At 64.5% G+C, this 23,257-nt stretch carries 23 protein-coding genes, 1 tRNA gene and 1 pseudogene; 15 read left to right on the forward strand and 10 right to left on the reverse strand.

All coding sequences use genetic code 11. The annotated features are described in order from the left end of the window. Positions 1-91 precede the first annotated feature (91 nt). From IGW04_RS21690 to IGW04_RS21705, 4 genes are all read left to right on the forward strand, one after another. Positions 92-769, forward strand: a complete 678-nt coding sequence (locus tag IGW04_RS21690; RefSeq protein WP_194715188.1) for a response regulator transcription factor — start codon at positions 92-94, stop codon at positions 767-769. Continuing rightward, positions 756-2,210, forward strand: a complete 1,455-nt coding sequence (locus IGW04_RS21695) for a sensor histidine kinase (protein ID WP_194715189.1) — start codon at positions 756-758, stop codon at positions 2,208-2,210. Before IGW04_RS21690 ends, IGW04_RS21695 begins: the two co-directional genes overlap by 14 nt. A gap of 127 nt (positions 2,211-2,337) precedes the next feature. After that, positions 2,338-3,030: a TerC family protein gene (locus IGW04_RS21700; protein ID WP_194715190.1), complete on the forward strand. Its 693-nt coding sequence runs from the start codon at positions 2,338-2,340 to the stop codon at positions 3,028-3,030. Positions 3,031-3,045: 15 nt separating this feature from the next. Continuing rightward, positions 3,046-3,486 carry a universal stress protein gene (locus IGW04_RS21705; RefSeq protein WP_194715191.1) on the forward strand — a complete coding sequence of 147 codons (441 nt, stop codon included), beginning with the start codon at positions 3,046-3,048 and terminating at the stop codon, positions 3,484-3,486. 477 nt (positions 3,487-3,963) lie between these two features. Here the strand turns inward: IGW04_RS21705 and IGW04_RS21710 are convergent, their stop codons facing one another. The 7 genes from IGW04_RS21710 to IGW04_RS21740 all read right to left on the reverse strand — a co-directional run bounded on the left by IGW04_RS21710 (position 3,964) and on the right by IGW04_RS21740 (position 14,203). After that, the gene (locus IGW04_RS21710) at positions 3,964-5,997 is read right to left on the reverse strand and encodes an acyl CoA:acetate/3-ketoacid CoA transferase (protein ID WP_194715192.1); all 2,034 of its coding nucleotides are present in this window, start codon (positions 5,995-5,997) and stop codon (positions 3,964-3,966) included. Positions 5,998-6,107: 110 nt separating this feature from the next. Further along, positions 6,108-7,325 (reverse strand): hypothetical protein, encoded by a 1,218-nt coding sequence (locus IGW04_RS21715; protein ID WP_194715193.1) that lies wholly within the window; start codon positions 7,323-7,325, stop codon positions 6,108-6,110. Between the two features lie 754 nt (positions 7,326-8,079). Then, a complete protein-coding gene (locus tag IGW04_RS21720) occupies positions 8,080-9,549 on the reverse strand; it encodes a DNA recombination protein RmuC (protein WP_194715194.1) in 1,470 nt (489 codons plus the stop codon). 4 nt (positions 9,550-9,553) lie between these two features. Further along, positions 9,554-9,961, reverse strand: coding sequence for a group II truncated hemoglobin (locus tag IGW04_RS21725; RefSeq protein ID WP_194715195.1), 408 nt, complete (start codon positions 9,959-9,961; stop codon positions 9,554-9,556). A gap of 31 nt (positions 9,962-9,992) precedes the next feature. Beyond that, the gene (locus IGW04_RS21730; protein WP_194715196.1) at positions 9,993-12,488 is read right to left on the reverse strand and encodes an ABC transporter permease; all 2,496 of its coding nucleotides are present in this window, start codon (positions 12,486-12,488) and stop codon (positions 9,993-9,995) included. Beyond that, positions 12,488-13,072 (reverse strand): DUF4126 domain-containing protein, encoded by a 585-nt coding sequence (locus tag IGW04_RS21735; RefSeq protein ID WP_194715197.1) that lies wholly within the window; start codon positions 13,070-13,072, stop codon positions 12,488-12,490. The genes IGW04_RS21730 and IGW04_RS21735 overlap by 1 nt, the downstream gene beginning before the upstream one ends. A 114-nt stretch (positions 13,073-13,186) precedes the next feature. Further along, a complete protein-coding gene (locus tag IGW04_RS21740) occupies positions 13,187-14,203 on the reverse strand; it encodes an adenosine deaminase (protein ID WP_194715198.1) in 1,017 nt (338 codons plus the stop codon). 133 nt (positions 14,204-14,336) lie between these two features. On the opposite strand from IGW04_RS21740, the gene IGW04_RS21745 reads away from it, so the two are divergent. Beyond that, the gene (locus IGW04_RS21745; protein ID WP_194715199.1) at positions 14,337-14,711 is read left to right on the forward strand and encodes a hypothetical protein; all 375 of its coding nucleotides are present in this window, start codon (positions 14,337-14,339) and stop codon (positions 14,709-14,711) included. Between the two features lie 43 nt (positions 14,712-14,754). Here the strand turns inward: IGW04_RS21745 and IGW04_RS21750 are convergent, their stop codons facing one another. Next, positions 14,755-15,159, reverse strand: coding sequence for a DoxX family protein (locus tag IGW04_RS21750; RefSeq protein ID WP_194715200.1), 405 nt, complete (start codon positions 15,157-15,159; stop codon positions 14,755-14,757). Between the two features lie 186 nt (positions 15,160-15,345). Between IGW04_RS21750 and IGW04_RS21755 the strand changes: the two genes are divergently transcribed. Continuing rightward, a complete protein-coding gene (locus IGW04_RS21755; protein WP_194715201.1) occupies positions 15,346-15,513 on the forward strand; it encodes a hypothetical protein in 168 nt (55 codons plus the stop codon). Between the two features lie 47 nt (positions 15,514-15,560). Here IGW04_RS21755 and IGW04_RS21760 read toward each other — a convergent pair whose 3' ends face one another. Then, positions 15,561-15,899: a hypothetical protein gene (locus tag IGW04_RS21760; protein ID WP_194715202.1), complete on the reverse strand. Its 339-nt coding sequence runs from the start codon at positions 15,897-15,899 to the stop codon at positions 15,561-15,563. Positions 15,900-16,055: 156 nt separating this feature from the next. On the opposite strand from IGW04_RS21760, the gene IGW04_RS21765 reads away from it, so the two are divergent. The 9 genes from IGW04_RS21765 to fliR all read left to right on the forward strand — a co-directional run bounded on the left by IGW04_RS21765 (position 16,056) and on the right by fliR (position 22,757). After that, positions 16,056-16,145: transfer RNA gene (locus tag IGW04_RS21765), tRNA-Ser, on the forward strand. 264 nt (positions 16,146-16,409) lie between these two features. Beyond that, the gene (locus IGW04_RS21770) at positions 16,410-18,293 is read left to right on the forward strand and encodes a PAS domain S-box protein (protein WP_194715203.1); all 1,884 of its coding nucleotides are present in this window, start codon (positions 16,410-16,412) and stop codon (positions 18,291-18,293) included. Between the two features lie 164 nt (positions 18,294-18,457). After that, positions 18,458-18,964 (forward strand): flagellar basal body-associated protein FliL, encoded by a 507-nt coding sequence (fliL, locus tag IGW04_RS21775; RefSeq protein ID WP_194715204.1) that lies wholly within the window; start codon positions 18,458-18,460, stop codon positions 18,962-18,964. 7 nt (positions 18,965-18,971) lie between these two features. Continuing rightward, the gene (gene fliM, locus IGW04_RS21780) at positions 18,972-19,973 is read left to right on the forward strand and encodes a flagellar motor switch protein FliM (protein ID WP_194715205.1); all 1,002 of its coding nucleotides are present in this window, start codon (positions 18,972-18,974) and stop codon (positions 19,971-19,973) included. Then, positions 19,963-20,379 (forward strand): flagellar motor switch protein FliN, encoded by a 417-nt coding sequence (fliN, locus tag IGW04_RS21785; RefSeq protein ID WP_194715206.1) that lies wholly within the window; start codon positions 19,963-19,965, stop codon positions 20,377-20,379. The genes fliM and fliN overlap by 11 nt, the downstream gene beginning before the upstream one ends. Beyond that, positions 20,376-20,915 carry a flagellar biosynthetic protein FliO gene (gene fliO / locus IGW04_RS21790; RefSeq protein WP_194715207.1) on the forward strand — a complete coding sequence of 180 codons (540 nt, stop codon included), beginning with the start codon at positions 20,376-20,378 and terminating at the stop codon, positions 20,913-20,915. Before fliN ends, fliO begins: the two co-directional genes overlap by 4 nt. Beyond that, entirely contained in the window at positions 20,905-21,648 is a 744-nt protein-coding gene (gene fliP, locus IGW04_RS21795) for a flagellar type III secretion system pore protein FliP (protein ID WP_194715208.1), read from the forward strand. Before fliO ends, fliP begins: the two co-directional genes overlap by 11 nt. Before the next feature lie 31 nt (positions 21,649-21,679). Next, positions 21,680-21,949, forward strand: a complete 270-nt coding sequence (fliQ, locus tag IGW04_RS21800) for a flagellar biosynthesis protein FliQ (RefSeq protein ID WP_194715209.1) — start codon at positions 21,680-21,682, stop codon at positions 21,947-21,949. A gap of 19 nt (positions 21,950-21,968) precedes the next feature. Beyond that, a complete protein-coding gene (fliR, locus tag IGW04_RS21805) occupies positions 21,969-22,757 on the forward strand; it encodes a flagellar biosynthetic protein FliR (RefSeq protein WP_194715210.1) in 789 nt (262 codons plus the stop codon). A gap of 306 nt (positions 22,758-23,063) precedes the next feature. Here the strand turns inward: fliR and IGW04_RS21810 are convergent. Continuing rightward, a pseudogene (locus IGW04_RS21810) lies at positions 23,064-23,257 on the reverse strand (hypothetical protein); the annotation flags it as partial.

Raw genomic sequence — 23,257 nt, forward strand, 5'->3', positions numbered from 1 at the left:
CTTCCCCGGCAAATGCATCGATGCGGGCTGTGCGGGCGTTATCCTCCGTTAGAATCGGCCCACGCGACTTCACCCTACCTTCAGTCACATCATGCGAATTCTTCTCGTCGAGGACGATGAAATCCTGTCCGACGCCCTGTACCGCGCCCTGGTGCAGTCGGCTTATGCAGTCGACCTGGCCAGCAACGGCGACCAGGCCGACAAGGCCCTGTCCATCCATACCTATGACCTGGTGGTGCTGGATGTCGGCCTGCCTGGCATGAGCGGATTCGAGATCCTGCGCCGGCTGCGCGCGCGCAAGTCGCGCGTGCCGGTGCTGCTGCTGACCGCGCTCGATGCGCTGGCCGACCGGGTGCGCGGCCTCGACCTGGGCGCCGACGATTACCTCACCAAGCCCTTCGACCTGCCCGAGCTGGAAGCGCGGGTGCGCGCGCTGCTGCGGCGCGGCCATGGCAGCTCGGCGCCCGACCTGCATCATGGCCGGCTGCGGCTGGACACTTCCGGGCGGCGGCTGTATTACGACGACCAGCCGATCGAGCTGTCGGCGCGCGAGTTGGCGCTGTTCGAATTGCTGCTGATGCGCGAGGGCCGCGTGGTCAGCAAGGAGCACATGGTCAATCACCTGTATGGCTGGGGCGATGAAGTCGGGCCGAATGCGATGGAAGTCTATGTCTACCGGGTGCGCAAGAAGCTCGAACCCTACGGCTGCACGATACGCACCATACGCGGCATGGGCTACCTGATGGAACGCGACGATGCCGCTGAATAAGGGCAAGGCAACGCTGCGGCGCCAGCTGCTGGCATGGCTGCTGGGTCCGCTCCTGGGCCTGCTGCTGCTCGATACCCTGGTCACCTACTCCACCTCGCTGGGCTTTTCCAACCGGGCGCATGACCGCTCGCTGGAAGAGATGGCGCGCGAAGTGTTCCTGCATGTGCGTCCCGGCCCGGCCCAACCCAGCCTGGAGATCGCGCCGATGACGGAGCGCATCCTGCGGGTGGACCAGGACGACCGCATCTATTACCGGGTCTCGTCCAGCGACGGCCAGCTGGTCGGCGGCGACCCCGAGCTGGCGCCCACGGCCCGCGTGGTGACGGGCAAGCCGCTGTTCTATGACGATCTGCTGCATGGCGAGCCGGTGCGGGTAGTGGCCGCGCTGATGACGGTCAACGAGGCGCAAGCGCCGACCGTAGTGCTGGTGCAGGTGGCCGAAACCCTGAACAAGCGCAACCGGCTGGCGCGCGACATCCTCGCCAGCGTGTTCCTGCCGCAGATCCTGCTGATCCTGTGCGCCGGCGTCGCGGTCTATTACGGCGTGCGGCGCGGCCTCCTGCCGCTGGAGCGGCTCAAGCGCGCCGTGTCCGACCGTTCCCACCTGGACCTGAGCCCGATCGAGGCGGTGGGCGTGCCGGGCGAGGTGATGCCGCTGGTGGAGGAAGTCAACGACCTGCTGCTGCGGCTGGGCAAGACGCTGGACTTCCAGAACCGCTTCATCGCCGATGCGGCGCACCAGTTGCGCACGCCAGTGGCCGGCATCAAGGCCCAGATCGAGCTGGCGCTGCGCGAGAACGACAAGGCCAGGCTGCGGCATTCGGTGGCGCAGCTCTACCTCAGCGCCGACCGGCTGTCGCGCCTGGTCGGCCAGCTGCTGTCGCTGGCGCGCAATGAGCCGGGCGCGGTGGAACGCATCGAGCTGCATGCGCTGGACCTGAATGCGCTGGCGCTGGAAGTGACGATGGAATGGGTGCCGGAAGCGCTGCGGCGCAATGTGGACCTCGGCTTCGAAGGCCCCGAGACGCCGGTCTTCATCGATGGCGACGCGCACCGGCTGCGCGAGCTGATCAACAACCTGATCGACAACGCGGTGCGCTACAGCCAGGATGCGGGACGCGTGACGGTCCGGGTGGTGGCGGGCGAGCGGCGCATGCTGTCCATCAGCGACGATGGGCCGCGCATTCCGGTGGAGGAACGGGAACGCATCTTCCAGCGCTTTCATCGGCTGCTCGGCACCAACATGGATGGCAGCGGCCTGGGGCTGGCCATCGTCAGCGAGATCGCGGCCCTGCACAAGGCGTCGATCACGCTGGAGGAAGACCTGGACGGCGTCGGCAATACCTTCACCGTGTTCTTTCCGGCCCCGGAACAGGCGGCGCTGGACACCGACACTGCGCTGGCCGGACATGGCGCAGCGCCTGCCGCACCCAGGCCGTAAGGCTGGCGTAAGGAAACTGAAAGGCTGGCGTAAGGCGGCAGACAGGAAGGCGAAAGACTCCTTCTCTATCCTTGCGGGCAAGGGAAATCACATTCCGGTTTCCCATGTCCAATCCAAGGAGACCCGCGTGACCATGCTGACTTCGCCAGAATTCTGGCTTGCCCTATCCCAGATCATTCTGATCAACATCGTGCTTTCCGGCGACAATGCCGTCGTCATTGCGCTGGCCTCGCGGTCCCTGCCTCCTCAGCAACAGAAAATGGCCATCCTGGCCGGCAGCGTCGGCGCCATCGTGCTGCGTATCGTGCTGACTTTCTTCGCGGTCTATCTGCTGTCCCTGCCCTACCTGAAGCTGGCCGGCGCGGCCCTGCTGCTGTGGATCGGCATCGGCCTGCTCAAGGGCGAAGATGGCGACGAGGACCTGGAAGGCCATTCCAACCTGGCCGCCGCCATCAAGACCATCATCGTCGCCGACCTGGTGATGAGCCTGGACAACGTGATCGGCGTGGCCGCTGCCGCCAAGGGCAACATCGTGCTGCTGGTCGTCGGCCTGGCCGTGAGCATCCCGCTGATCATCTATGGCAGCACGCTGATCCTGAAGGTCATGACCCGCTTCCCGATCATCATCACCTTCGGCGCCGCCCTGTTGGGCTGGGTCGCCGGCGAGATGGCCTTCTCCGACCCCAGCATCCATACCTGGGCGGAAAGCCACCACAACCTGCACCTGATCCCGCCGGTGCTGTGCGCGATGCTGGTGGTCGCGGTCGGCAAGTGGATGCAGAGCCGCAATGCCGGCGCCCGCGTGGAACACGCCAGCTGAGCGGCAGGCCATGCCATGAAAAAAGTGCTCGTTCCTGTCACCGTGCATACCAGCCCGGAGCAGATGCGGCATGCGGTGGAGGAAGCCATCGCGATCTACCGCAAGGAAGACGGCGTGCAGATCCATTTGCTGAGCGTGCAGCTGCCGGTGTCGCGCCATGTGTCGGACTGCTTTGCGCCGGGCGAGATGCAGGAGCTGCATGCGCAGGCCGCCAGGGAAGACCTGGCGCCGGCCCGCGCTGCCTTCAGCGCGGCGAACGTGCCCTTTCTCAGCCATATGGAAACCGGGCGCAGCGCAGAAACCATCGCTGCCTTTGCCCGCGAAATCCGCTGCGACCGCATCCTGATGGGCGAAGCGGCGCAGACCGGCATGGCCAACAAGCTGTTCGGCAACCTGGCCAGCCAGGTCCAGCACCTGCTGGGCCTGTCCAGTGAATGCCGGGTGATTGGCTGCTGAAGCGCTCCGCCCTTTCTTCCGTCGTCATGCAGTGCCCGCCCTTGCAACAGGGCGGGCATTGTTTTTTCTTCGGGGTATTGCGCCCTACGAAGTGGCTGCGGTTGCAGTTGCTCTTGAAGTGGCCTTGGCCGTTGCCGCTCAAACCCGTTGAGCGCGCCGTGTCAGTAGTCGTAGGGCGGAATACCCCGCAGGGGCATTCCGCCAGGCCGCCGAGGCGCCCTGCCGTTTCTTTCCCATATCCTTGCATCCGGCTTGACAGGCATGCCTGGTGATTAGCGCTTGCCGCTGCCCAGGGTGCCCAATACGCCAGCTGTTCGAGGAATGCATTGCCGGCGTCCGGATGCAGGCCCCGCCCGGCATCGTGGAAACGCTTTCGATCTTCTCCATGCCGGAACTGCCGCAGGCCGCCGACATGCGGTCGCTGCAGTCCCGCGCAGCGGTGGCGAAGCGGCTGCGCGAGAGTGCCAGTGCGCTCGTTCAGCCCGCCGGTCCTGCCGGCCCCATCAGCTGCGACAGCGCCTCCTCGGGCGTGGCATACAGCGCCGGCTCGGCGTCATGGGCGCGCAGCGCCTGGCCGAAGTAGCTGCGCATGAAGGTGCTGGTGGTGTAGCGGGTGACCCGGCTGTAGAAGCGCTCGGTCAGGTCGCGCACCATGGCGATATAGTCGTCCATCAGCTCCGGCGCGATGGCGAAGTTGTCGTAATTGACGATGGCCGGCACCTTGCGTTTCAGCGGCGCCAGGCACTGCGCGACGCTGATGCGGATTTCATCGATGTCGGCCATGGTGCGGATCTCCACGCCCTCGAAATTGATGAAGAAGATGTCGCGCTGGGCGTCGAAGCGCAGCCGCTGCGGCAGCGGCAGAAACAGGATGTCGTCGCGCAGGCCCATGGCGGCCGGCCGGAAGATGCGCGCATCCATGATCTTGAGATTGGCGCTGACGGCAGGACGAAAGCGCATCTGCCCGATCACGTCGCGCTCCAGGTCGATGCCGGGCGCGATCTCGATCACTTCCAGGCCGTCAGCCGTCAGCTGGAACACGCAGCGCTCGGTGATGTAGAGCACCGGCTGGCCGCGCTCCACCGCATGCGCGCCGCTGAAGGTGCGGTGCTCCACTTCCTCGACGAACTTGCAGGCCGTGCCCTCCCGCACCACCCGCAGCGCGCCATTCTGGATTTCCACCTGAAGGTCGCCGGCAGTGAAGGTGCCCACGAACACCACCTTCTTCGCGTTCTGGCTGATGTTGATGAAGCCGCCGGCGCCGGCCAGGCGCGGGCCGAACTTGCTGACGTTGAGGTTGCCGTGGCGATCGGCCTGCGCCAGGCCGAGGAAAGCGACATCCAGGCCGCCGCCGTCATAGAAGTCGAACTGGGAAGGCTGGTCGATGATGGCGTCGGGATTGGTGGCGGCGCCGAAGTTCAGGCCGCCGGCCGGGATGCCGCCGATCACGCCAGGCTCGGCGGTCAGGGTCACCAGGTCGAGTATCTTCTCTTCCGCCGCCACGCTGGCCACGCCTTCCGGCATGCCGATGCCCAGGTTGACCACGCTGTTGGGCTTCAACTCCATCACGGCGCGCCGGGCAATGATCTTGCGCTCGTTGAAGGCCATCGCCGGCAGGGTCGACACCGGCACCCGCAGTTCGCCGGCAAAGGCCGGGCTGTAGGGCTCGGCGAAGGTCTGCATGTGGTATTCCGGTTTTTCCGCCAGCACCACGCAATCGACCAGCACGCCAGGCACCCTGACCTGGCGCGGATTGAGGCTGCCGCTTTCGGCGATGCGCTCGACCTGGGCGATCACGATGCCGCCGGAATTGTGCGCCGCCATCGCAATGGCCAGCGCTTCCAGCGTCAGCGCCTCGCGCTCCATCGTGATGTTGCCGTTGGCGTCGGCAGTGGTGCCGCGGATGATGCCGACGTTGATCGGCATGGCCTTGTAGAACAGGTATTCGCGGCCGCCTATGGTCATCAGCTCGACCAGGTCTTCGGTGGTGGCGGCATTGACCTTGCCGCCGCCGTGGCGCGGGTCGACGAAGGTGCCCAGGCCCACCGCGCTGATCACGCCCGGCTTGCCGGCAGCGATGTCGCGAAACAGATGGCTGATGATGCCCTGCGGCAGGTTGTAGGCTTCCACCCGGTTTTCCATCGCCAGCTTCTGCAGCCGGGGCACCAGGCCCCAGTGGCCGCCGATGACGCGCCTGACCAGCCCTTCATGGCCCAGATGGTTCAGGCCGCGCTCGCGGCCATCGCCCTGCCCGGCCGCGTAGATCAGCGTCAGGCCGCGCGGCTGGCCGGCGCCTTCCTGGCCCGGCACCACGCCCAGGAAGCGCTGCTCCAGCGCCACCGCGATATTTTCCGGGAAGCCGATGCCGACGAAGCCGCCGGTGGCCACGGTGTCGCCATCGTGGATCAGACGCACCGCTTCGGCGGCCGAGACGATCTTGTTGCGATGGGCGCGGCGCGCGCTGGCGGCTTGCTGGTCCAGGCTGGCTGCCTGGGTGGGGAGCTGTGACATGGCGGAGTCTCCGTGAGGTTTTGCAGATTATGCAATAAAGCGCGTGGGACTCGGCGTGAGAGCCGCTACAGCCAGCCATCGTTGCAGAAACATCAGCAACTCGGCTGGCATTATAGGAAATCCAGATCAAGCAAAGACTGTTCTGCCCACCACATGTCTGCGGCAGCTTCCGGTGCAAGAAGCGAGGAGGCAACACTATCCATTTGAGGTGCCGGCCACTTGGTGTCTCGAATGGCTTGCTCCAGGGCTGGAAGGTTGTCGCAGGAAGGCCTGTCCAGGCCCAGCAAGGCCCATGATGACCAGCCGATGGCAGGGCTTGCTTCCGGTGCAGGCTGGACGGAAACACTGTTGATGAGATATACCGGCCGCGTAGTAGCCGGCGCGACTTGCTCCAGCGCGGGAAAGAAGGTGAAGGAAGTCGCACTGGTGGGCAACAATTGGGACACGGTCGTCGCGGGAATGGCGGCAGCCATGCCAGCCGCTGCGGGTGCTACCGCTCCGGGGGCGACAAGGGCTTGTTCCACATGTTCACCTGCTTCCTGATCATATGACTGGCAAGACGGCGTATTGAAATCGGGCAGGGGCTGCAGTGTTGGCTCCATGGCCGGGCTTGCTTTCAATGCATGCTGCCTGGGAGAGCTGCCGCTTCGATTTGCCTCAGTCTCGGCGGCCAATGTCCTGCGCATGGCATCAAGGCGCTCCTGGTATGACAAGCTGCTCTCCACAACACCTGCACGACTGATCTTTTTAAGCTCCCTGAAAACCCCTAATTCTTTGAGGGAAGCGTAGGAAGTCGCCAATATGGGGTCGGCCAAACGCGCTTTCCTGTTGCTTTGCCATACGGAGATGGCCAAGTCGATGAATTGAATGGACGTGCCCTCTCCAAACAATGCATTTTTCATCTGGCGGCGCATCGTGGCGCGGTCGGCTTGGACTCGCCCGGACCCATCTATGGTTTTACATGCTGCCGCGATGCGGGATAGGCCTTCGCAAAAAATCCTGCTTGAAGACCAGAATCCAGGTGACGGCTTACGAAGCGTCGTATGCGTGGTCAGTATCTTCAAGCACTCCACGAAATTAAGGAACGTCGCACCCGACTTGAGTGTGGAATTCAGAAATAGCCGGATATGCATGTTTGCCATCTGGTCATCCGCATCAAGGCCGCGTTCGGCTATATCCAGCATGGATAAACCGGCAGCCGAGACCTTGGCGCCCGATGATACCTGGGGTGCCTGCAGCAAGCCTGGGCACGGTACGGGCAAGGTGGAAAATGTGCAGGAAACAGGCGTCTCGCCTTCGCTTCGTGGAGCGTTTATGGCGGTCGGCATGTCATCGTCGGCATGTATCCGCTTAGGCAAAGGTTGTCCGCCCCGCATCTGGTACGCCGCGCTGGCCGTCTCAGGCGAGCCGCCATGTGGCGCGGGATTACCGAGCGCAGCATCATATGAACGCTTGGCCGGCGTGCAGGGCGCGCTGGATGCTCGCTCTGGCGCAAGCGCCGTTAGGGAAATTGCTGGTACAGGCTTGCTTGGCCGAGAGCGCAGCAAGGGGCTGCCTTGTGCCTGGCTGGCAGACTCGGTCGATACACGGCAATTATTTTCCGTATGCAAAGGTAGGGAGGAAATGGTGTCCATCTTCAAGCAGGAAGTGGCGGAAAAGAAAAGGCAACCGCCGCGGGTTGCGCCTTCGTCCGGGAACCTGGCATCTCTATAGGTGCGGGCGGTCTGGGTAACGGGATATACAACCTTGTTTCTTCTCACCTTTTCGCTTATCGGAAAAAGCCGAAACCAATTAACAAACCTTGGTGCAGATCAACGATGTGACTGTCACATGCTGCAAAACGGGATCATTATTTACAGCTCTTGCGGCCTGCCGCCAATCGCGGACCAAAGCCATCCAGCCTGCCACTCTGTCTCACTGGCACGACGTTCGGCATCGAGCTCGGTGTTTAACCGAAGATAATTGTCCCCAGCGTCATGCACTTCTCCCTTCACCCGTTCAAGCCTTGTACGACAGCCCTATCTGCCGCTCCGGCAACCAGCCAGAACCAGCTTTCCGAGCAATCGCGCAACGGCCCTGGCCTCAAGGGTCGTTCGTGCCTTCCTTCTCTTCCCCGAATTCCAGCGCCGCCGCGCCCAGCAGCGCCTGCGCCGCGTCGCCTGGCAGCGCTTCCACCGACTTGAGCTTGCGCGACATTTGCCGGCTGCGCACTTCGGCCTGCTCGATGTTGCGCGCCGCCCGTTCCAGCGTCAGCTTGGTAGTGGCCAGCACGTCGCCGAACTTGCCGAACTCGGTCTTGACCGCGCCCAGCACCTGCCATACCTCGGACGAGCGCTTTTCCAGCGCCAGCGAGCGGAAGCCCATCTGCAGGCTGTTAAGCAGCGCGCACAGCGTGGACGGGCCGGCGATGGTGATGCGGCAGGTGCGCTGGATTTCATCGGCCAGGCCGGGCCGGCGCATCACTTCGGCGTACAGGCCCTCGGTCGGCAGGAACAGGATGCCGAAGTCGGTAGTCAGCGGCGGCGAAATGTATTTCTCGCAGATGGTGCGGGCCTCGCCGCGCAGCACCCGCTCCAGGTCGCGCACCGCCAGCGCCACCGCATCGGCATCGGCGCGGTCGGCGGCGTCGACCATGCGCTCGTACTGCTCCTTCGGAAACTTGGCGTCGATCGGCATCCAGACCGGCGCCCCGCCGTCGCTGGCGCCCGGCAGCCGGATCGCGAACTCGACCCGCTCGCCGCTGCCGGGCACGGTCTCGACATTCTTTGCGTACTGGTCGGCCGTGAGCATCTGCTCCAGCAGCATGCCCAGCTGCACCTCGCCCCAGGTACCGCGTGTCTTCACATTGGTCAGCACCCGCTTCAGGTCGCCCACGCCGATGGCCAGCTGCTGCATCTCGCCCAGGCCCTGGTGCACCTTGTCGAGCCGGTCCGACACCAGCTTGAACGACTCGCCCAGCCGGTGCTCCAGCGTCGCATGCAGCTTTTCATCGACTGTGCGGCGCATCTCTTCGAGCCGGGCGCCGTTGTCGCTCTGCAGGTCGCGGATCTTGGCTTCCAGCGTGCCGCGGATCTCGGCCATTCGCTGGGCGTTGGACTCGGTCAGCGTGGCCAGGGTCTGGTTCAGGGTGTCGCCGAAGCGCTTCAGCGCGCCGGCCTGCTCCTCGCGGCCGGCCTTGGCCTGCAGCGAGATCGCATTGCGCATCGCTTCGAGTTGCTGCGCATTGGCTTCGGTCAGCTTGGCCAGCTGCTGCGCAAAGGCATCGATCTGGCCGGTCTGCAGCGAGGCCATGCCGGTCACCTGGGCGCCGATGCTGCGCTGGAATTCGGCCAGCAGGCCGGACAGTTCCTGGCGCGTGCCCTGGGCGCTGGCCTGCACCTGGCTGCGCAGTTCGCGCTCGGTACGCTCGCTGGTCTTTTCCAGCACATCGAGCAGTTCATCGGTGCCGGCATCGGCGCCGGCCTGGGCGCCGCGCCGCATCAGCAGCATGGCCTGCAGGGCAATCATCACCAGCCCGAGGCCGAGCAGCAGGAAAAATTCAATATTGGACATGGGTTCAGCCGTGGCGGTTGCGCATCCAGTCGGCGGTCTGGAAGAAGGAATGCATCAGCCGTTCCTGCAGCGCCTGCGGCATGTCGAGCTCGTGCATGGCCTGCGCCATGCAGCGCAGCCAGTCGTCACGCTCCTTCGATGCAATCGAGAACGGCAGATGGCGTGCCCGCAGGCGCGGGTGGCCGAAACGCTCGATGAAGTGGTTCGGGCCGCCGCTCCAGCCGCACAGGAACCAGAACAGCTTGTCGCGCGAGCCATCCAGCGAGGGCGGATGCATCGCGCGCAGGTCGGCGAACCTGGGTTCCAGGTCCATCAGGTCATAGAAACGGTCGACCAGTTCGCGCAGGCGGGCCTCGCCGCCGATGATCTCGAACAGGGTCGGGGAATTGTCTTGGTCTTCGGGAGTCGTCATGGGCGCCAATGATAACGCACGGCCGCCGCCGTCAGGCCTCGCGCAGGGTGCGCATCGGCGGATGGCGCAGCACGTCCCGCAGCCCCACCCAGCCGCCGATGAAGGCGCAGGCGGCGCCGACGGCGATGCCGGCCAGCCAGACCATGATGCTTACGCGCCATTCGAACTTGAACACCTGCTCGGCCAGCACCCAGCCGGTGGCCGCGGCGCCGGTGGCGGCCAAAAGGCCGGCCAGGCCACCCACCAGCGCGAATTCGATCCACTGCGCGCTCGACAGCTGGCGCCGGGTGGCGCCCAGCGCGCGCAGCAGGCCGGCTTCGCGGATGCGCTCGTCCTGCGAGCCGACCAGCGCCGCATACAGCACCAGCACGCCCGAGGCCAGCGTGAACAGGAACAGGAATTCCACCGCCCGCACCACCTGGTCGATCACGCCCTGGATCTGGCGCACCACGCTGCCGATGTCGACCACGGTCAGGTTGGGAAAGTCGCGCACGATCTGGTTGACCAGGCCGGCCTTTTCCGGCGGCAGCCGGAAGGCGGTGATATAGGTCTGCGGCATGCCGTTCATCAGGGAAGGATTCAGGATCACGAAGAAATTGACCCGCATTGAACCCCATTCCAGCTTGCGCAGGCTGGTGACCGGCGCTTCCACCACCTGGCCGCCGATGTCGAAGCGAAGCCGGTCGCCCAGCTTCAGGTTCAGGGTCTTGGCCAGGCCCTGCTCCACCGATGCCTCCGGCTTGCGGTCGTCCAACCACTTGCCGGCTACCACCTGGTTCTGCGGCGGCATCTCGGTCATGGTGGACAAGTTGAATTCCCGGTCGACCAGGCGCTTGGCGCGGTCTTCGATGAATGTTTCGCCCGTCACTGGCGAGTCGTTGATCTGCACCAGCCGGCCGCGGATCATCGGATACAGCAGCGGCTGCTCGACGCCGTTGGCAGACAGCAGCCTGGCCAGCGGCTCGCGCTGTTCGGGCAGGATGTTCAGCGCGAACTGGTTGGGCGCGTCCGGCGGCGTCGCCTGCTGCCAGGCCTGCACCAGGTCGCCGCGCACGACGGTCAGCAGCAGCAGCGCCATCAGCCCGAGCGACAGCGCCACCACCTGGACCACGGTGGCGCCCGGACGGCGCTGCAGCGCCGTCACCGCGAAGCGCCAGCCGGGATGGTCGAAGGCAGTGCGCAGCAGCCGCAGCGACTTCAGGGCCAGCCAGCCGACCAGCGCGAACAGTGCGAAGCCGCCGAGGAAGCCGCCGGCCGTCAGCGCGCCCAGCTTCAGGTCGCCCGACTGCCACAGCAAGAGCGCCACGAAACTCACCAGGCCCAGCCCATAGGTGGCCAGCGTCATCGGCTGCGGCGGCGCCTGTTCACGCCGGATCACCCGGTTATGCGGCACGTTGCGCAGCTGCAGCAAGGGCGCCAGCGCGAAACCGAGCAGCAGCAGCATGCCGGTCGCCAGGCCCTGCACGGCCGGCAGCAGGCCCGGCGCCGGCAGGTCGGCGGCCACCAGGCTGCCGAGCCAGGCCAGCAGCGCGAAATGCGCGCCAAAGCCCACCAGGACGCCCAGCGCGCTGCCAGCCAGCCCGACCAGCAGGAATTCGATCAGGTACATCTGCGTCACCTGCCCCTGCGTCAGCCCCAGGCAGCGCAGCATGGCGCAGGCATCCAGGTGGCGCAGCATGAAGCGGCGCGCCGCCATCGCAATCGCCACCGCGGCCAGCATCGCGGAGAGCAGCCCCACCAGCGCCAGGAACTGTTCGGCCCGATCCAGCGTGGCGCGCATTTCCGGCCGGCCCGACTCCAGCGATTCGATATGCACGCCCTTGACGCCGGCGCTGGCAATACGCTGCTCCACCCACTTCTGGAATGCCTTGACCTGCAACGGCTCGCCCGCCAGCAGCAGGCGGTAGGTCACCCGCGAGCCATACTGGATCAAGCCGGTGGAGGCGAGATCGGACTGGGCCAGCATCACGCGCGGCGCGAAATTCATGAAGGCCGCGCCACGGTCGGGCTCGACCGAGATCACCTGCGCGATGCGGAAGCTGCGCTCGCCCAAGCGCAGCTGGCTGCCCACCTGGACCTTGTGCGCCAGCAGCAGATTCTCGTCCACCCAGACGGTGCCCGGCGCCGGCGTGTCGCGGGTCGGCCTGTCGGCATTGCCGTCCTTGAGCTTGACGCTGCCGCGCAGCGGATAGTCGGGCGTGACCGCCTTGACCGAGGCCAGCTGGGTAAAGGCCGCGTCGCCGCTGCCGCTGCTGGCCATGCTGGGAAACACCGTGGTCTGCGCCATGCGCAGCCCGTGCTTGCCGGCTTCAGTAAGCCAGCCTGGCTCGACCGGCTGGTCGGACCGGACCAGCAGGTCGGCGCCGAGCAGCTGGTTGGCATCGCGCGCCAGGGCGCTGCGCATGCGGTCGACGAAGAAGCCCACCGAAGACAGCGCCGCCACGGCGACCACCAGGGCAATGAGCAGGAAGCGGAGCTCGCCGGCGCGCCAGTCGCGCCGGGTCATGCGGAAGGCTTGAAGGAACATCAGGTGCTGAACTTTCGGAAGAGCCAGCGCATGCCGCGCCAGAGTTTGGGCAGGAGCCAGATGGTCAGCACCAGGAACAGCGCCAGCAGCACGAACCAGAGCCACGGATGGAAGAAGGCAGCCCAGAGGCCGGTGGCCACCACCGCTTCCTCGGAAAACGAGGCGGCCCAGTTGCTGAACGGTTCCGGCGAGGTATTGATCAGCGCGCGGCTGCCAGCCTTGGTGAAATGCGCGCTGGCGGCCAGCGTGCCGCCCAGCAGCGCCGCGATGGTGGTCCAGGCCGGGTCCATCTGGCCCAGCGCCGCCACGCTCAGGATCGCGCCGGCAGGTATCCGTATGAAGGTCTGGACGGCGTCCCAGGCCGAATCCACGCCGGGTATCTTGTCGGCCAGGAATTCCACCACCAGCAGCAGGCCGGTCACGCCCAGCACCCAGGGCGATTCAAGCACCTGCAGCGCCGAAGGCAGCTCCAGCCAGCCGGCACGCGCCATGGCGCCTGCCATGAACAGTGTCATGTACAGTCGCAGTCCGCTGGCCCACGACAGGCCGCCGGCCAGCGCGGTAGCGGACAGGGTCTCAACCATGATCGCTCTCCTTCAGACGATGGAAACAGCCTACCCGATTCCGCCGCGGCGCGACGGCCGGCGGCAAACGGGTTGCGGTTTGGTCAAGCCCAGATGCGGACATGCTGCGCTATCTCAAGCGGTGGCGAACCAGTCGTCGACCGCGCGCAAATAGGCCGCCTTGGTATCGTCATCCAGGAAGGCCGCGGCAAAGCTGTTGCGCGCAAGCCGCCAGGCATGGTCGCGGGTCAGCGGCAGCGACTCGAACAGCGCGACATAGTTGTCGTTCACATAGCCGCCGAAATAGGCCGGGTCGTCGGAATTGACCGTGGCCGCGATGCCGGCGTCGAGCAGTTCCAGGATGTTGTGGTCATGGATCTTGTCGAACACCCGCAGCTTGACGTTGGACAGCGGGCAGACCGTCAGCGCAATCTGCTCGCGCGCCAGGCGCGCCGTCAGCGCCGGGTCTTCCAGGCAGCGCACGCCATGGTCGATGCGCTCGACATGCAGCACGTCCAGCGCAGTGTAGATGTATTCCGGCGGCCCTTCCTCGCCGGCATGGGCCACAAGTCGCAGGCCCAGTTCGCGGCAGCGCGCGAAGATGCGGGCAAACTTCTCCGGCGGATTGCCGCGTTCGGACGAATCCAGCCCGACGCCGATGAACTTGTCGCGATGCGGCAGCGCCTCTTCCAGCGTGGCGAATGCCGCCTCTTCCGACAGGTGCCGCAGGAAGCACAGGATCAGCGAGGCGCTCATGCCCCACTGCTTTCTTGCGTCCGTCAGCGCGCGGTGGATGCCGCTGATGACGACCGGAAAGCCGATGCCGCGCTCGGTATGGGTTTGCGGGTCGAAGAATATTTCGGTGTGCAGCACGTTGTCGGCATGCGCCCGCTCCAGATAGGCCCAGGTCATGTCATAGAAATCGCGCTCGGTCTGCAGCACGCTGGCGCCGGCGTAATAAATGTCGAGGAAGGACTGCAGGTCGGTGAAGGCATAGGCGCGCCGAAGGTCGTCCACCGATGCATAGGGCAGCGTCACGCCATTGCGCTCGGCCAGTTCAAAGATGAGTTCGGGTTCCAGCGAGCCTTCGATATGCATATGCAGTTCGGCCTTGGGCATGCCCCGCACCAGGTCAGTCAATGCTTCAGTCATGTGATCTCCATCGGTTAACAAGCGACATGGTAAGCGCTGTGCCGGCAACTCTGCAAAACAGCCCGCGCAACCGCCGCGCGGCGCTTCATTGCCAACCTGAAAACAGATTCGTTAGCAGTTCGAAAACACCTTTATGCGTACACGCATCGAAACGCGGAAAGCGCGCAACAGCCGGTCTGTGTGGTTGATTTCGGTCAAGCATTTCCCGAAGGATCTACTTAAGATTCCCGCTGTGACCTCTGGCAGCGGCCTTCGTCAACAGTGGCTCACCAACACTCTCCTTATCCAGTTCACCCAGTTCACGGACTTTGACATGCATACCTCGCGGGACACGGACCAGGCAATCAGCACTCTCATCGAAGCCGCGGGCATGCGCACCGCGCGCGAACAGTATCTTTATCGCCAGTCCCTGCTGGCATTGGTCAGGCTGGCCAAGGCGGAACAGATGAATGAAGTGCGGGCCAACGTCGGCATGCTGATCGGCACCCCCGCATACGCCGCGCCCTGAATGCCTGCCACCGGGCCGGTGGCAGGCAGACCATGCCGCCGGCTCAGTTCCAGCGTCCGGAAATACCGCCCATGCTGTAGCGGCCGGCGCCGAGCAGCGCCACTGCCAGCGCGGTGAAGAAGTAGAAACCCTGCAGTTCGAGCGCCCAGCCGCCCGTCTTGCCCATCGTGAAGAACTGCGCGCCATGCGCCAGCGCCACCGCCACGATCATGTTGATCGCAACAATCACGGCCCCCAGCCGCGCCCAGATGCCGAACAGGATCATCAGCGGCGCAATCACTTCGCCCACGTACACCAGAAAGGCCAGCCCGGATGGCAGCCCGGCCTTGGACAGCATGCCCATGATAGGGTCGACGCCGGTAATGAGCTTGGAAACACCATGGAACAGGATCAGGATGGCCAGCGTGGCGCGCAGCACCAGCTTGCCGAGGTCATCATTGGTTTGCATCGTCATCCTTCCGTGAAGAGGCCTGGACCGGCCGTTATGGGTTTCAGGTTATTGAAGCGGAGCGCAACCGACGCCTGCATCGCAGCGCCGGCCATTGCGCCCGGTCGTGCCCTGCATGCGCATCGAACTATATGACAGCATGCGTATCTTAACTCGTGTATGAATCATCAACATTTGGAGAGCGCAATGCAGAAACCGATCACGCACATGCCAGCTGAAGCCGATGTAGGCAGCGGCGAGAAAGGCCCCGGAGAACGGGAGACGGACGAAATGATCAAGCAGGTGGGCGACAAGGTGGAGGAAACCCGCCGCCAGTCGGAACAGCAGAAGGACCAGCCCAGATCGGCAGGCTAGGCCCATGGCTGAATGCGCGGACGGCTTGCCGGCCGCGCATTCCTGGATTACCTTGCCGCGCCGCCGGAACCCGGCGCGGCTCTCGGATGGTCGCCATGCATGCCGCGATGATGCGCCCGGCCGCCGTGATGATGGCCCTTGCCGCCATGCATATGGCCACGTTCGCCGCGCATATCGTCCGCCATGTTGCCGTGCATGCGCTGCTGCATGGTCGGCGTTGCGGACGAGGCTTGTCCGCTGCGCAGCGCCTCGGCCCGCCGTTCGACCTCGGCGATCCTGGCCGGATCGGTGCTCTCCCGGATCGTGCTCTCCGGCGCCTGCGCCAGCGCGGCTCCGGTTGCAAACAGCATGGGCAATACCATCAACGTGATTTTCCGCATTTTCATGATGACCTCTCCTGATGTTAGGTAGGATTGGGTAGCAAAAATTGCAATTAGTTCCGGTGGCAGTAACTGCGGGTGACGTGGCTTGAGCGCCATTGCATGCCGCCATCAATTTTATTGCGGCACAGTGTCGCTGTGGCATAATGCCGGCTTCCCAGAGGAAGCGTGGCCGAGTGGTTGAAGGCACCAGTCTTGAAAACTGGCGACGGGGTAACCCGTTCGTGAGTTCGAATCTCACCGCTTCCGCCAGTTCCCATTTCCCGCCACGGTTCAGCTCTTCGGGCACCCACTGTCACCAGCCTTCCTGATGCGATGCCCTGTGATACGGCAGCACCGTCGATAGAGCTTTCGCTTTCGCGGTCGCCGCCCCAGCCCGGCGGCGGAACATGGCAGATGGCAATGAAATAGCCAAAATGGTATCTTGCCCTCAAAAAAAGATACACTCACCCTTCTCAAAAAATTTCCTCCGTGCATTACATGGCAGAATAGCGCTTTGGATTCCAGAGTTGTTCCATGCCTGCTGCTTCCTTGCCTGCCGATGAGGCCCTGCGTCTCAGGGCCCTGCATTCCACTGACCTGCTCGATTCCGCTCCCGAACCGGCATTCGACCGCATCACCCGGCTGGTTGCCCGCGCCCTCGGCGTGCCGATTGCGCTGATCACCCTGGTGGATGAGAAACGCCAATGGTTCAAGTCGCGGGTAGGCGTGGAGGTAGACCATACGCCGCGCGAACAGGCCTTCTGTGCGCATGCCATTCTTGAAACAGAGCTGCTGGTGGTGCCGGATGCAACTGCCGATGCGCGCTTTGCGGATAACCCCTTGGTGACAGGCGCGCCCGACATCCGGGCCTATGCCGGGGTGCCGATCAGAACCCGGAATGGGCAGGCAATCGGCACGCTTTGCGCACTGGACAGCCAGCCACGCTTCTTCACTCAGGAAGAACTGGATACCCTGTCCGATCTTGCCGCGCTGGCGATGAAACAGGTGCAGATGCGGGAGGCCGTAGAGCGCAGCAGGCTGGAAGTTGACCGATCCGATGCCGCATTGCGGGCCAATGCCGCCCAGTTCGAAGAGATGTTCGACCTCGCCTCGGTCGGCATCGCGCAGGTAGCGCCGGACGGCGGCTGGCTCACGGTCAATCAGGCGCTGTGCCGGATTGTCGGCTACTCGCCCGATGAACTGCAGCGCCTGACCTTTCAGGACATCACCCATCCGGACGAGCTCCATGCAGACCTCGACCTGATGCGGCAACTGCAAGCCGGACAAATCAGCCAGTATCAGATCGAAAAGCGTTATCGTCGCAAGGACGGCCAGTTCATATGGATCGACCTCAACTTGACCAGGAAGTCCGGAGAGGACGGCCGGCTGGAGTACTTCATCTCCATCATTCAGGACATCGATGCCCGCAAGCAGACCGAGCTCGCCCTGGCTGCCTTGCGGCGCAACCTGGAAGAAACGGTCCGCCAGAGAACGGAGGAAGTGCTTGGCCGGGAAGCCGAACTGCGCATGGTCATCGAGAATGCATATGACGCCTATGTGAGCACGGACGAGGAAGGCCGGGTGATGACCTGGAACCAGCAGGCTGAATCCACGTTCGGCTGGTCAGCCGCGGAAGCGCTCGGCCAGCCTCTCGAAAATCTGATCATTCCAAACGGAATGCGCGAGCGACACAGGCAGGGCATGGCGCGTTACCTCAGGACCGGCGTCGAGGTCGCCCTGAACAAGCGCCTGGAAGTGCCGGCGCAGCGCAAGGATGGCACAGCGCTGGTGGTCGAACTCTGCGCCACAGCGCTGCACATGTGCGGACGCACGACGTTCAGCGCCTTCCTGCATGACATCACGCAGCGCAAGGCCATGGAGGCCGAGCGGGAACGGGAGGCCAGGCGTGATGCCCTGACCGGGCTGCTGAACCGGCGCGCCTTCACGGAACTGCTCCCCCAGGCGCTGGCGCGGGCCGACCGCAGCGGCAAGCCGCTTGCCCTGCTCTTCCTGGACCTAGATGGCTTCAAGGCAGTCAATGACACCCTTGGACACGAGGCAGGAGATGAGCTGCTGAGACATGCAGGGGCCATGCTGCTGCAAAGCGTCCGCCAAACCGATAGCGTGGTGCGGCTGGCAGGCGATGAATTCGTGGTGGTGCTGGAAGACCTGAGCCCCGGCGCGGCCGATGGCCATGTCGTGGCTGAAAAGATCCTGGCAAGGCTGAGCGCTCCGTTGCTGCTGCAGCACGGACAGGCACGCGTCAGTGCCAGCATCGGCATCGCGGTCTACGGACCCGGTTCCGGCCAGACCCCCTCCGCATTGATCCATGAAGCAGATGGCTGGATGTACCAGGCCAAGCAAGCCGGCAAGAGCCTGGTATTGCCCAGGCAGGCAAGCTGCCCGGAGACGCCTTGACCGAAACACTGCTGCTTGCGGATTGCCATCCGCAATGGCAAATCCACAACCACTTCCGCCCAAGCCACGATATGCGCACCTATCCTCCCCTTAATCTCCGCATTCCCTTGCCCCGATCTTCCCGATAATTGCAGCAACCCGAATTGCATAGTCAAGGAACGCAGATGGCCACATCCAAAGCCGCCGCCAAGCCCGCACAGGCGGAAGGCGGCGCCAAGTCCAAATCCAAGCTGTTCATCATCATCGGCGCAGCGGTCGTACTGCTCGGCGCTGGCGGTGGCGGCGCCTGGTACTTCCTCGGTCACAAGAACGAGGCGCAGGCAGAAGCGGCGCCTGCCAAGGCGGCGCCGGCCGCGCCGCCAGTGTTTGCCCAGATGGACCCGTTCACCGTGAACCTGCAGGCCGACGGCGGCGAGCAGTTCCTGCAGACTGCGTTCACGCTCCAGGTCGGCAGCCAGGCCGACGTCGATGCGATCAAGCTCTATCTGCCGCAGGTGCGCAGCCGGGTGCTGCTGCTGCTGTCGTCCAAGCGCAGCGCGGAGATCTCGACAGTGGAAGGCAAGAAGAAGCTGGCCGAGGAAATCATCGCCCAGTTGAAGCAACCCTTCGCTGCCGGCGGGCAGCCACTGAATGTGTCGGACGTGTTCTTCACCGCCTTCGTGATCCAGTAACCCAGCCATGGCCGAAAATTTTCTGTCGCAGGATGAAGTCGACGCCCTTCTGAAGGGCGTCAGCGGAGACATCGACGAAAGCACCACCCAGGTCGACACTTCCAGCGTCCGGCCGTACAACCTGGCCACCCAGGAACGGATCGTGCGCGGCCGCATGCCGACGCTGGAAATCATCAACGAGCGCTTTGCGCGGCTGCTGCGGATCGGCCTGTTCAACTTCCTGCATCGCAGCGCCGAGGTGTCGATCGGCCCGGTGCGGGTGTCGAAGTACAGCGAGTTCATCCGCAACCTGGTGGTGCCCACCAACCTGAACCTGGTCCACATGAAGCCGCTGCGCGGCACCGCGCTGATGGTGCTCGACCCCAACCTGGTCTTCCTGATGGTGGACAACCTGTTTGGCGGCGACGGCCGGTTTCATACCAGGGTCGAAGGCCGGGACTTCACCCAGACCGAGCAGCGCATCATCCAGCGCATCCTGAACATCGTCTTCGAGTCCTATGCGAAGTCATGGGAGCCGGTGTACCCGGTGGAGTTCGAGTACATACGCTCGGAGATGAACACCCAGTTCACCAATATCGCCACGCCCAATGAAGTGGTGGTGGCCACCACCTTCACCGTGGAGCTGGGCCCGGTCAGCGGCGAGATGCACTTCTGCATGCCCTATTCCATGATCGAGCCGATCCGCGACCTGCTCACCAGCAGCCTGCAGGGCGAGACACTGGAAGTGGACAAGCGCTGGATCCGCCTGATGACGCAGCAGATCCAGGGCGCCGAAGTCGAGCTCGTGGTGGACCTGGGCCAGGCCCGCACCACGCTGGGCGCCATCCTCAACATGAAGGCCGGCGACGTGATTCCCTTCAACCTCACGCCGACCGTGGAAGCCAAGGTCGACGGCGTGCCGGTGATGGAATGCTCGTATGGCAAAATCAACGGCCAGTACGCATTGCGCGTCGAGCGCATGATCAACAGTTCGCATGAAGCGACCCCAGGAGATGACAATGTCCAATGACCCAACTACCCAGATCATTGCCGAAGACGACTGGGGCGCAGCCATTGCGGAACAGGCGCAGGCAGAGGAAAACGCGATGCGCGCCCAGGCTGCGAGCGCCACGATCTTCCAGGAATTTTCCGGCGCCGGCAGCCGCAGCACCCACAACGACATCGACTTCATCCTCGATATCCCGGTCCAGCTCACCGTGGAGCTGGGACGCACCAAGATCGCCATCAAGAACCTGCTGCAGCTGGCGCAGGGCTCGGTGGTGGAACTGGACGGCCTGGCCGGCGAGCCGATGGACGTGCTGGTCAACGGCTGCCTGATTGCACAGGGCGAAGTGGTGGTGGTCAATGACAAGTTCGGCATCCGCCTGACGGACATCATTACCCCGTCGGAACGCATCCGCAAGCTCAACAAATGAGGGTGATCCACGGGCTGGTCCTGGCGCTGACGCTGACGCTGGTTGCCGGCACAGCCGCGGCCGAGGAAGCGGCAACGCCTGCGGCGACCGTGGCTACCCAGCCGGCGCCGGCTTCGGCACCGGCGGCGGCGGCCGCATCGCCGGCCGCGGCCGCACAAGCGCCTGCGCCGGCGAGCGCCACCGTGACCAGCGCGCCCTCCTCCGCCGGCAGCCTGGTGCAGGTGATCTTCGGCCTGGTCGTGGTGCTGGGCCTGCTGGCCGGCGCGCTTTGGGTGTTGAAGCGGGTCGGCGGCGGCCGGCTGGCAGGCGGCTCGGTGGTAAAGATCGTCGGCGGCGTGTCGGTCGGCAACCGCGAACGGGTGATGGTGGTGGAAGTGGCCGACCAGTGGATCGTGATCGGCGTGGCGCCCGGCCAGGTCAGCAAGCTGGCCGACATGCCGCGCCAGGAACAGCAGCAAGGCGCCGCGGCACTGCCCGGCGCCCCCAATTTCAGCGCATGGCTGAAGCAGACAATCGAGAAACGCAATGCAAACTAAGTGGGTCGCTCGCGGCCTGGTCATCGGCGCGGCGCTGTTGCCGCTGTGCGCCTTCGCGCAAGGCCTGCCGGCGCTGACCTCCACCCCGACCGCCAACGGCGGCCAGAACTACACCCTCAGCCTGCAGACCATGCTGTTGCTGACCGGGCTGACATTCATCCCGGCGGCGCTGCTGATGATGACCAGCTTCACCCGCATCATCATCGTGCTGTCGCTGCTGCGGCAGGCGCTGGGCACGCAGACCGCGCCGCCCAACCAGGTGATGGTGGGCCTGGCGCTGTTCCTGTCGCTGTTCGTGATGGGGCCGGTTCTGGACAAGATCTATGCGAATGCCTATCTGCCGCTGTCGGAAAACAAGATCACGATGCAGCAGGCGCTCGACACCGGCGCCGGGCCGCTGAAGGAGTTCATGATGAAGCAGACCCGGCAGTCCGACCTGGCGCTGTATGTAAAGCTGTCGGGCAATGCGCAGCTGCAAGGCCCGGAAGACGTGTCGCTGCGCATCCTGGTGCCGGCATTCATCACCAGCGAACTCAAGACCGCGTTCCAGATCAGCTTCGCCATCTTCATCCCCTTCCTGATCATCGACATGGTGGTGGCCAGCGTGCTGATGTCGATGGGCATGATGATGGTCTCGCCGGCCATCGTGTCGCTGCCCTTCAAGCTGATGCTGTTCGTGCTGGTGGACGGCTGGCAGCTGCTGATCGGCTCGCTGGCGCAGAGCTTTTACTGATGGCGCAAGCCAGGCAACAAGGAAACACTCGATGACTCCCGAAAGCGTAATGTCCCTGGGCCGCCATGCGATGGAGGTCACCCTGATGGTGGCCGCGCCGATGCTGCTGGTGGCCCTGATCATCGGCCTGGTGGTCAGCATCTTCCAGGCCGCCACCCAGATCAATGAAGCCACCCTGTCCTTCATTCCGAAGCTGATCGGCATTTTCGTGGCGCTGGTGGTGGCCGGTCCGTGGATGCTGTCGGTGATGCTGGACTACATGCGCCAGATGCTGACCGGCATACCCGGCATGGTGGGCTGAAGAAGGCCGCCGCGAGCGCATGATCACCATCAACAGCCTGGACATCAATGCGTTGATTGCCGGCTTCCTCTGGCCCTTCACCCGCATCATGGGCCTGCTTGCCGCCGCGCCGCTGTTTGGCAACCGCAGCATACCGGCCCGCGTCAAGGTGGCCCTGGGCCTGCTGCTGTCGGCCATTGTCGCGCCCACCGTGGCCGCGCTGCCGCAGATGGACCCGATGTCCATGACCGGCGTGCTGGTGCTGGCGCAGCAGTTCATCATCGGCATTGCGATGGGCTTTGCGATGCGCATCGTGTTCACCGCGGTGGAACTGGCCGGCGAGCTGTGCGGCATGACCATGGGCCTGGGCTTCGCCACCTTCTTCGACCCGCAGTCGGCCGGCCGCTCGTCGGCGATCAGCCAGTACCTGTCCCTGATCACGCTGATGGTCTACCTCGCCGCCAACCTGCACCTGGTGGTGCTGTCGACGCTGGTCGACAGTTTCACCACCATGCCTGTCACCGCGATGCCGATGGGCGGCGACCTGTTCCGGCAGCTGGCCGGCTGGGGCGGCCGCATCTTCAGCGCCGGCGTGCAACTGGCGCTGCCGGTGGTGGCGGGCCTGCTGATCACCAACATCGCATTGGGCATCCTGACCCGCGCCGCGCCGCAGCTGAACCTGTTCGGCGTCGGCTTCCCGGTGACCTTGACGGTCGGCTTCCTGATGCTGGCGCTGACGCTGCCCTATCTCGCGGTGCCGCTGGAGCGGCTGTTTGCGGACGGCTTTGCGATGATGCGGCAGATGACGGCCGGGCTGCCGAGGATTTGATAGCGGGCTGGCGCGCTTCGCGGTTGCGGTTGCGGTTGCGGTTGCGGTTGCGGTTGCCGTTGCCGTTGCCGTTGCCGTTGCAGTTAGGGTCCCCGTCTGTGTACCGCCGTGTCGGCGATGCCTCGAGCGGGAAAAGGTGCGGCGTCTGTCTGAGCGAAGCGCAGCGCAGCGAGTTTAGCCGCGCCCCGCTCGGGGCATCGACGGCACGGGAACCCCGCGCAGCGGGGCGGCACAGTCGGGGTCGCCTTTTTTTGGTTACTTTTTTTGGCGAAGCGGTATGTGTCAAGGTAGTTGTCGCCAAATTAGTCATGCAGCACGTGGCATCGCGGCCGGCAAAGCCTCCTTTCGCTCGGGGTTCAGATACACCACCTCGTCAAGATCCCAATGGCGCACGGCGCCTGCCCAGCGCTGCGGCTTGGCGGCCCGGGCGGCTTGATAGACCGCCTTGCGATGGGCCAGCAGCTGGTCCGCCTGGCCACGATGACGCTGATCCGGCGTCA

It is taken from the genome of Noviherbaspirillum soli, assembly GCF_015352955.1.
GTDB lineage: Bacteria > Pseudomonadota > Gammaproteobacteria > Burkholderiales > Burkholderiaceae_D > Noviherbaspirillum_A > Noviherbaspirillum_A soli.

Bases quoted from the DNA above. Each gene is read 5' to 3' on its own strand.
- IGW04_RS21755 (WP_194715201.1), top strand. From the start codon at position 15,346: ATGCAGAAACCGATCACGCACATGCCAGCTGAAGCCGATGTAGGCAGC.
- IGW04_RS21720 (WP_194715194.1), bottom strand. From the start codon at position 9,549: ATGTCCAATATTGAATTTTTCCTGCTGCTCGGCCTCGGGCTGGTGATG.
- IGW04_RS21715 (WP_194715193.1), bottom strand. From the start codon at position 7,325: ATGCCGACCGCCATAAACGCTCCACGAAGCGAAGGCGAGACGCCTGTT.
- fliP (WP_194715208.1), top strand. From the start codon at position 20,905: ATGCAAACTAAGTGGGTCGCTCGCGGCCTGGTCATCGGCGCGGCGCTG.
- IGW04_RS21750 (WP_194715200.1), bottom strand. From the start codon at position 15,159: ATGCAAACCAATGATGACCTCGGCAAGCTGGTGCTGCGCGCCACGCTG.
- fliQ (WP_194715209.1), top strand. From the start codon at position 21,680: ATGACTCCCGAAAGCGTAATGTCCCTGGGCCGCCATGCGATGGAGGTC.
- fliN (WP_194715206.1), top strand. From the start codon at position 19,963: ATGTCCAATGACCCAACTACCCAGATCATTGCCGAAGACGACTGGGGC.
- IGW04_RS21705 (WP_194715191.1), top strand. From the start codon at position 3,046: ATGAAAAAAGTGCTCGTTCCTGTCACCGTGCATACCAGCCCGGAGCAG.
- IGW04_RS21725 (WP_194715195.1), bottom strand. From the start codon at position 9,961: ATGACGACTCCCGAAGACCAAGACAATTCCCCGACCCTGTTCGAGATC.
- fliR (WP_194715210.1), top strand. From the start codon at position 21,969: ATGATCACCATCAACAGCCTGGACATCAATGCGTTGATTGCCGGCTTC.
- IGW04_RS21760 (WP_194715202.1), bottom strand. From the start codon at position 15,899: ATGAAAATGCGGAAAATCACGTTGATGGTATTGCCCATGCTGTTTGCA.
- fliM (WP_194715205.1), top strand. From the start codon at position 18,972: ATGGCCGAAAATTTTCTGTCGCAGGATGAAGTCGACGCCCTTCTGAAG.
- IGW04_RS21745 (WP_194715199.1), top strand. From the start codon at position 14,337: ATGCGTACACGCATCGAAACGCGGAAAGCGCGCAACAGCCGGTCTGTG.
- IGW04_RS21740 (WP_194715198.1), bottom strand. From the start codon at position 14,203: ATGACTGAAGCATTGACTGACCTGGTGCGGGGCATGCCCAAGGCCGAA.
- IGW04_RS21735 (WP_194715197.1), bottom strand. From the start codon at position 13,072: ATGGTTGAGACCCTGTCCGCTACCGCGCTGGCCGGCGGCCTGTCGTGG.
- IGW04_RS21770 (WP_194715203.1), top strand. From the start codon at position 16,410: ATGCCTGCTGCTTCCTTGCCTGCCGATGAGGCCCTGCGTCTCAGGGCC.
- IGW04_RS21690 (WP_194715188.1), top strand. From the start codon at position 92: ATGCGAATTCTTCTCGTCGAGGACGATGAAATCCTGTCCGACGCCCTG.
- fliO (WP_194715207.1), top strand. From the start codon at position 20,376: ATGAGGGTGATCCACGGGCTGGTCCTGGCGCTGACGCTGACGCTGGTT.
- IGW04_RS21730 (WP_194715196.1), bottom strand. From the start codon at position 12,488: ATGTTCCTTCAAGCCTTCCGCATGACCCGGCGCGACTGGCGCGCCGGC.
- IGW04_RS21695 (WP_194715189.1), top strand. From the start codon at position 756: ATGCCGCTGAATAAGGGCAAGGCAACGCTGCGGCGCCAGCTGCTGGCA.
- fliL (WP_194715204.1), top strand. From the start codon at position 18,458: ATGGCCACATCCAAAGCCGCCGCCAAGCCCGCACAGGCGGAAGGCGGC.
- IGW04_RS21710 (WP_194715192.1), bottom strand. From the start codon at position 5,997: ATGTCACAGCTCCCCACCCAGGCAGCCAGCCTGGACCAGCAAGCCGCC.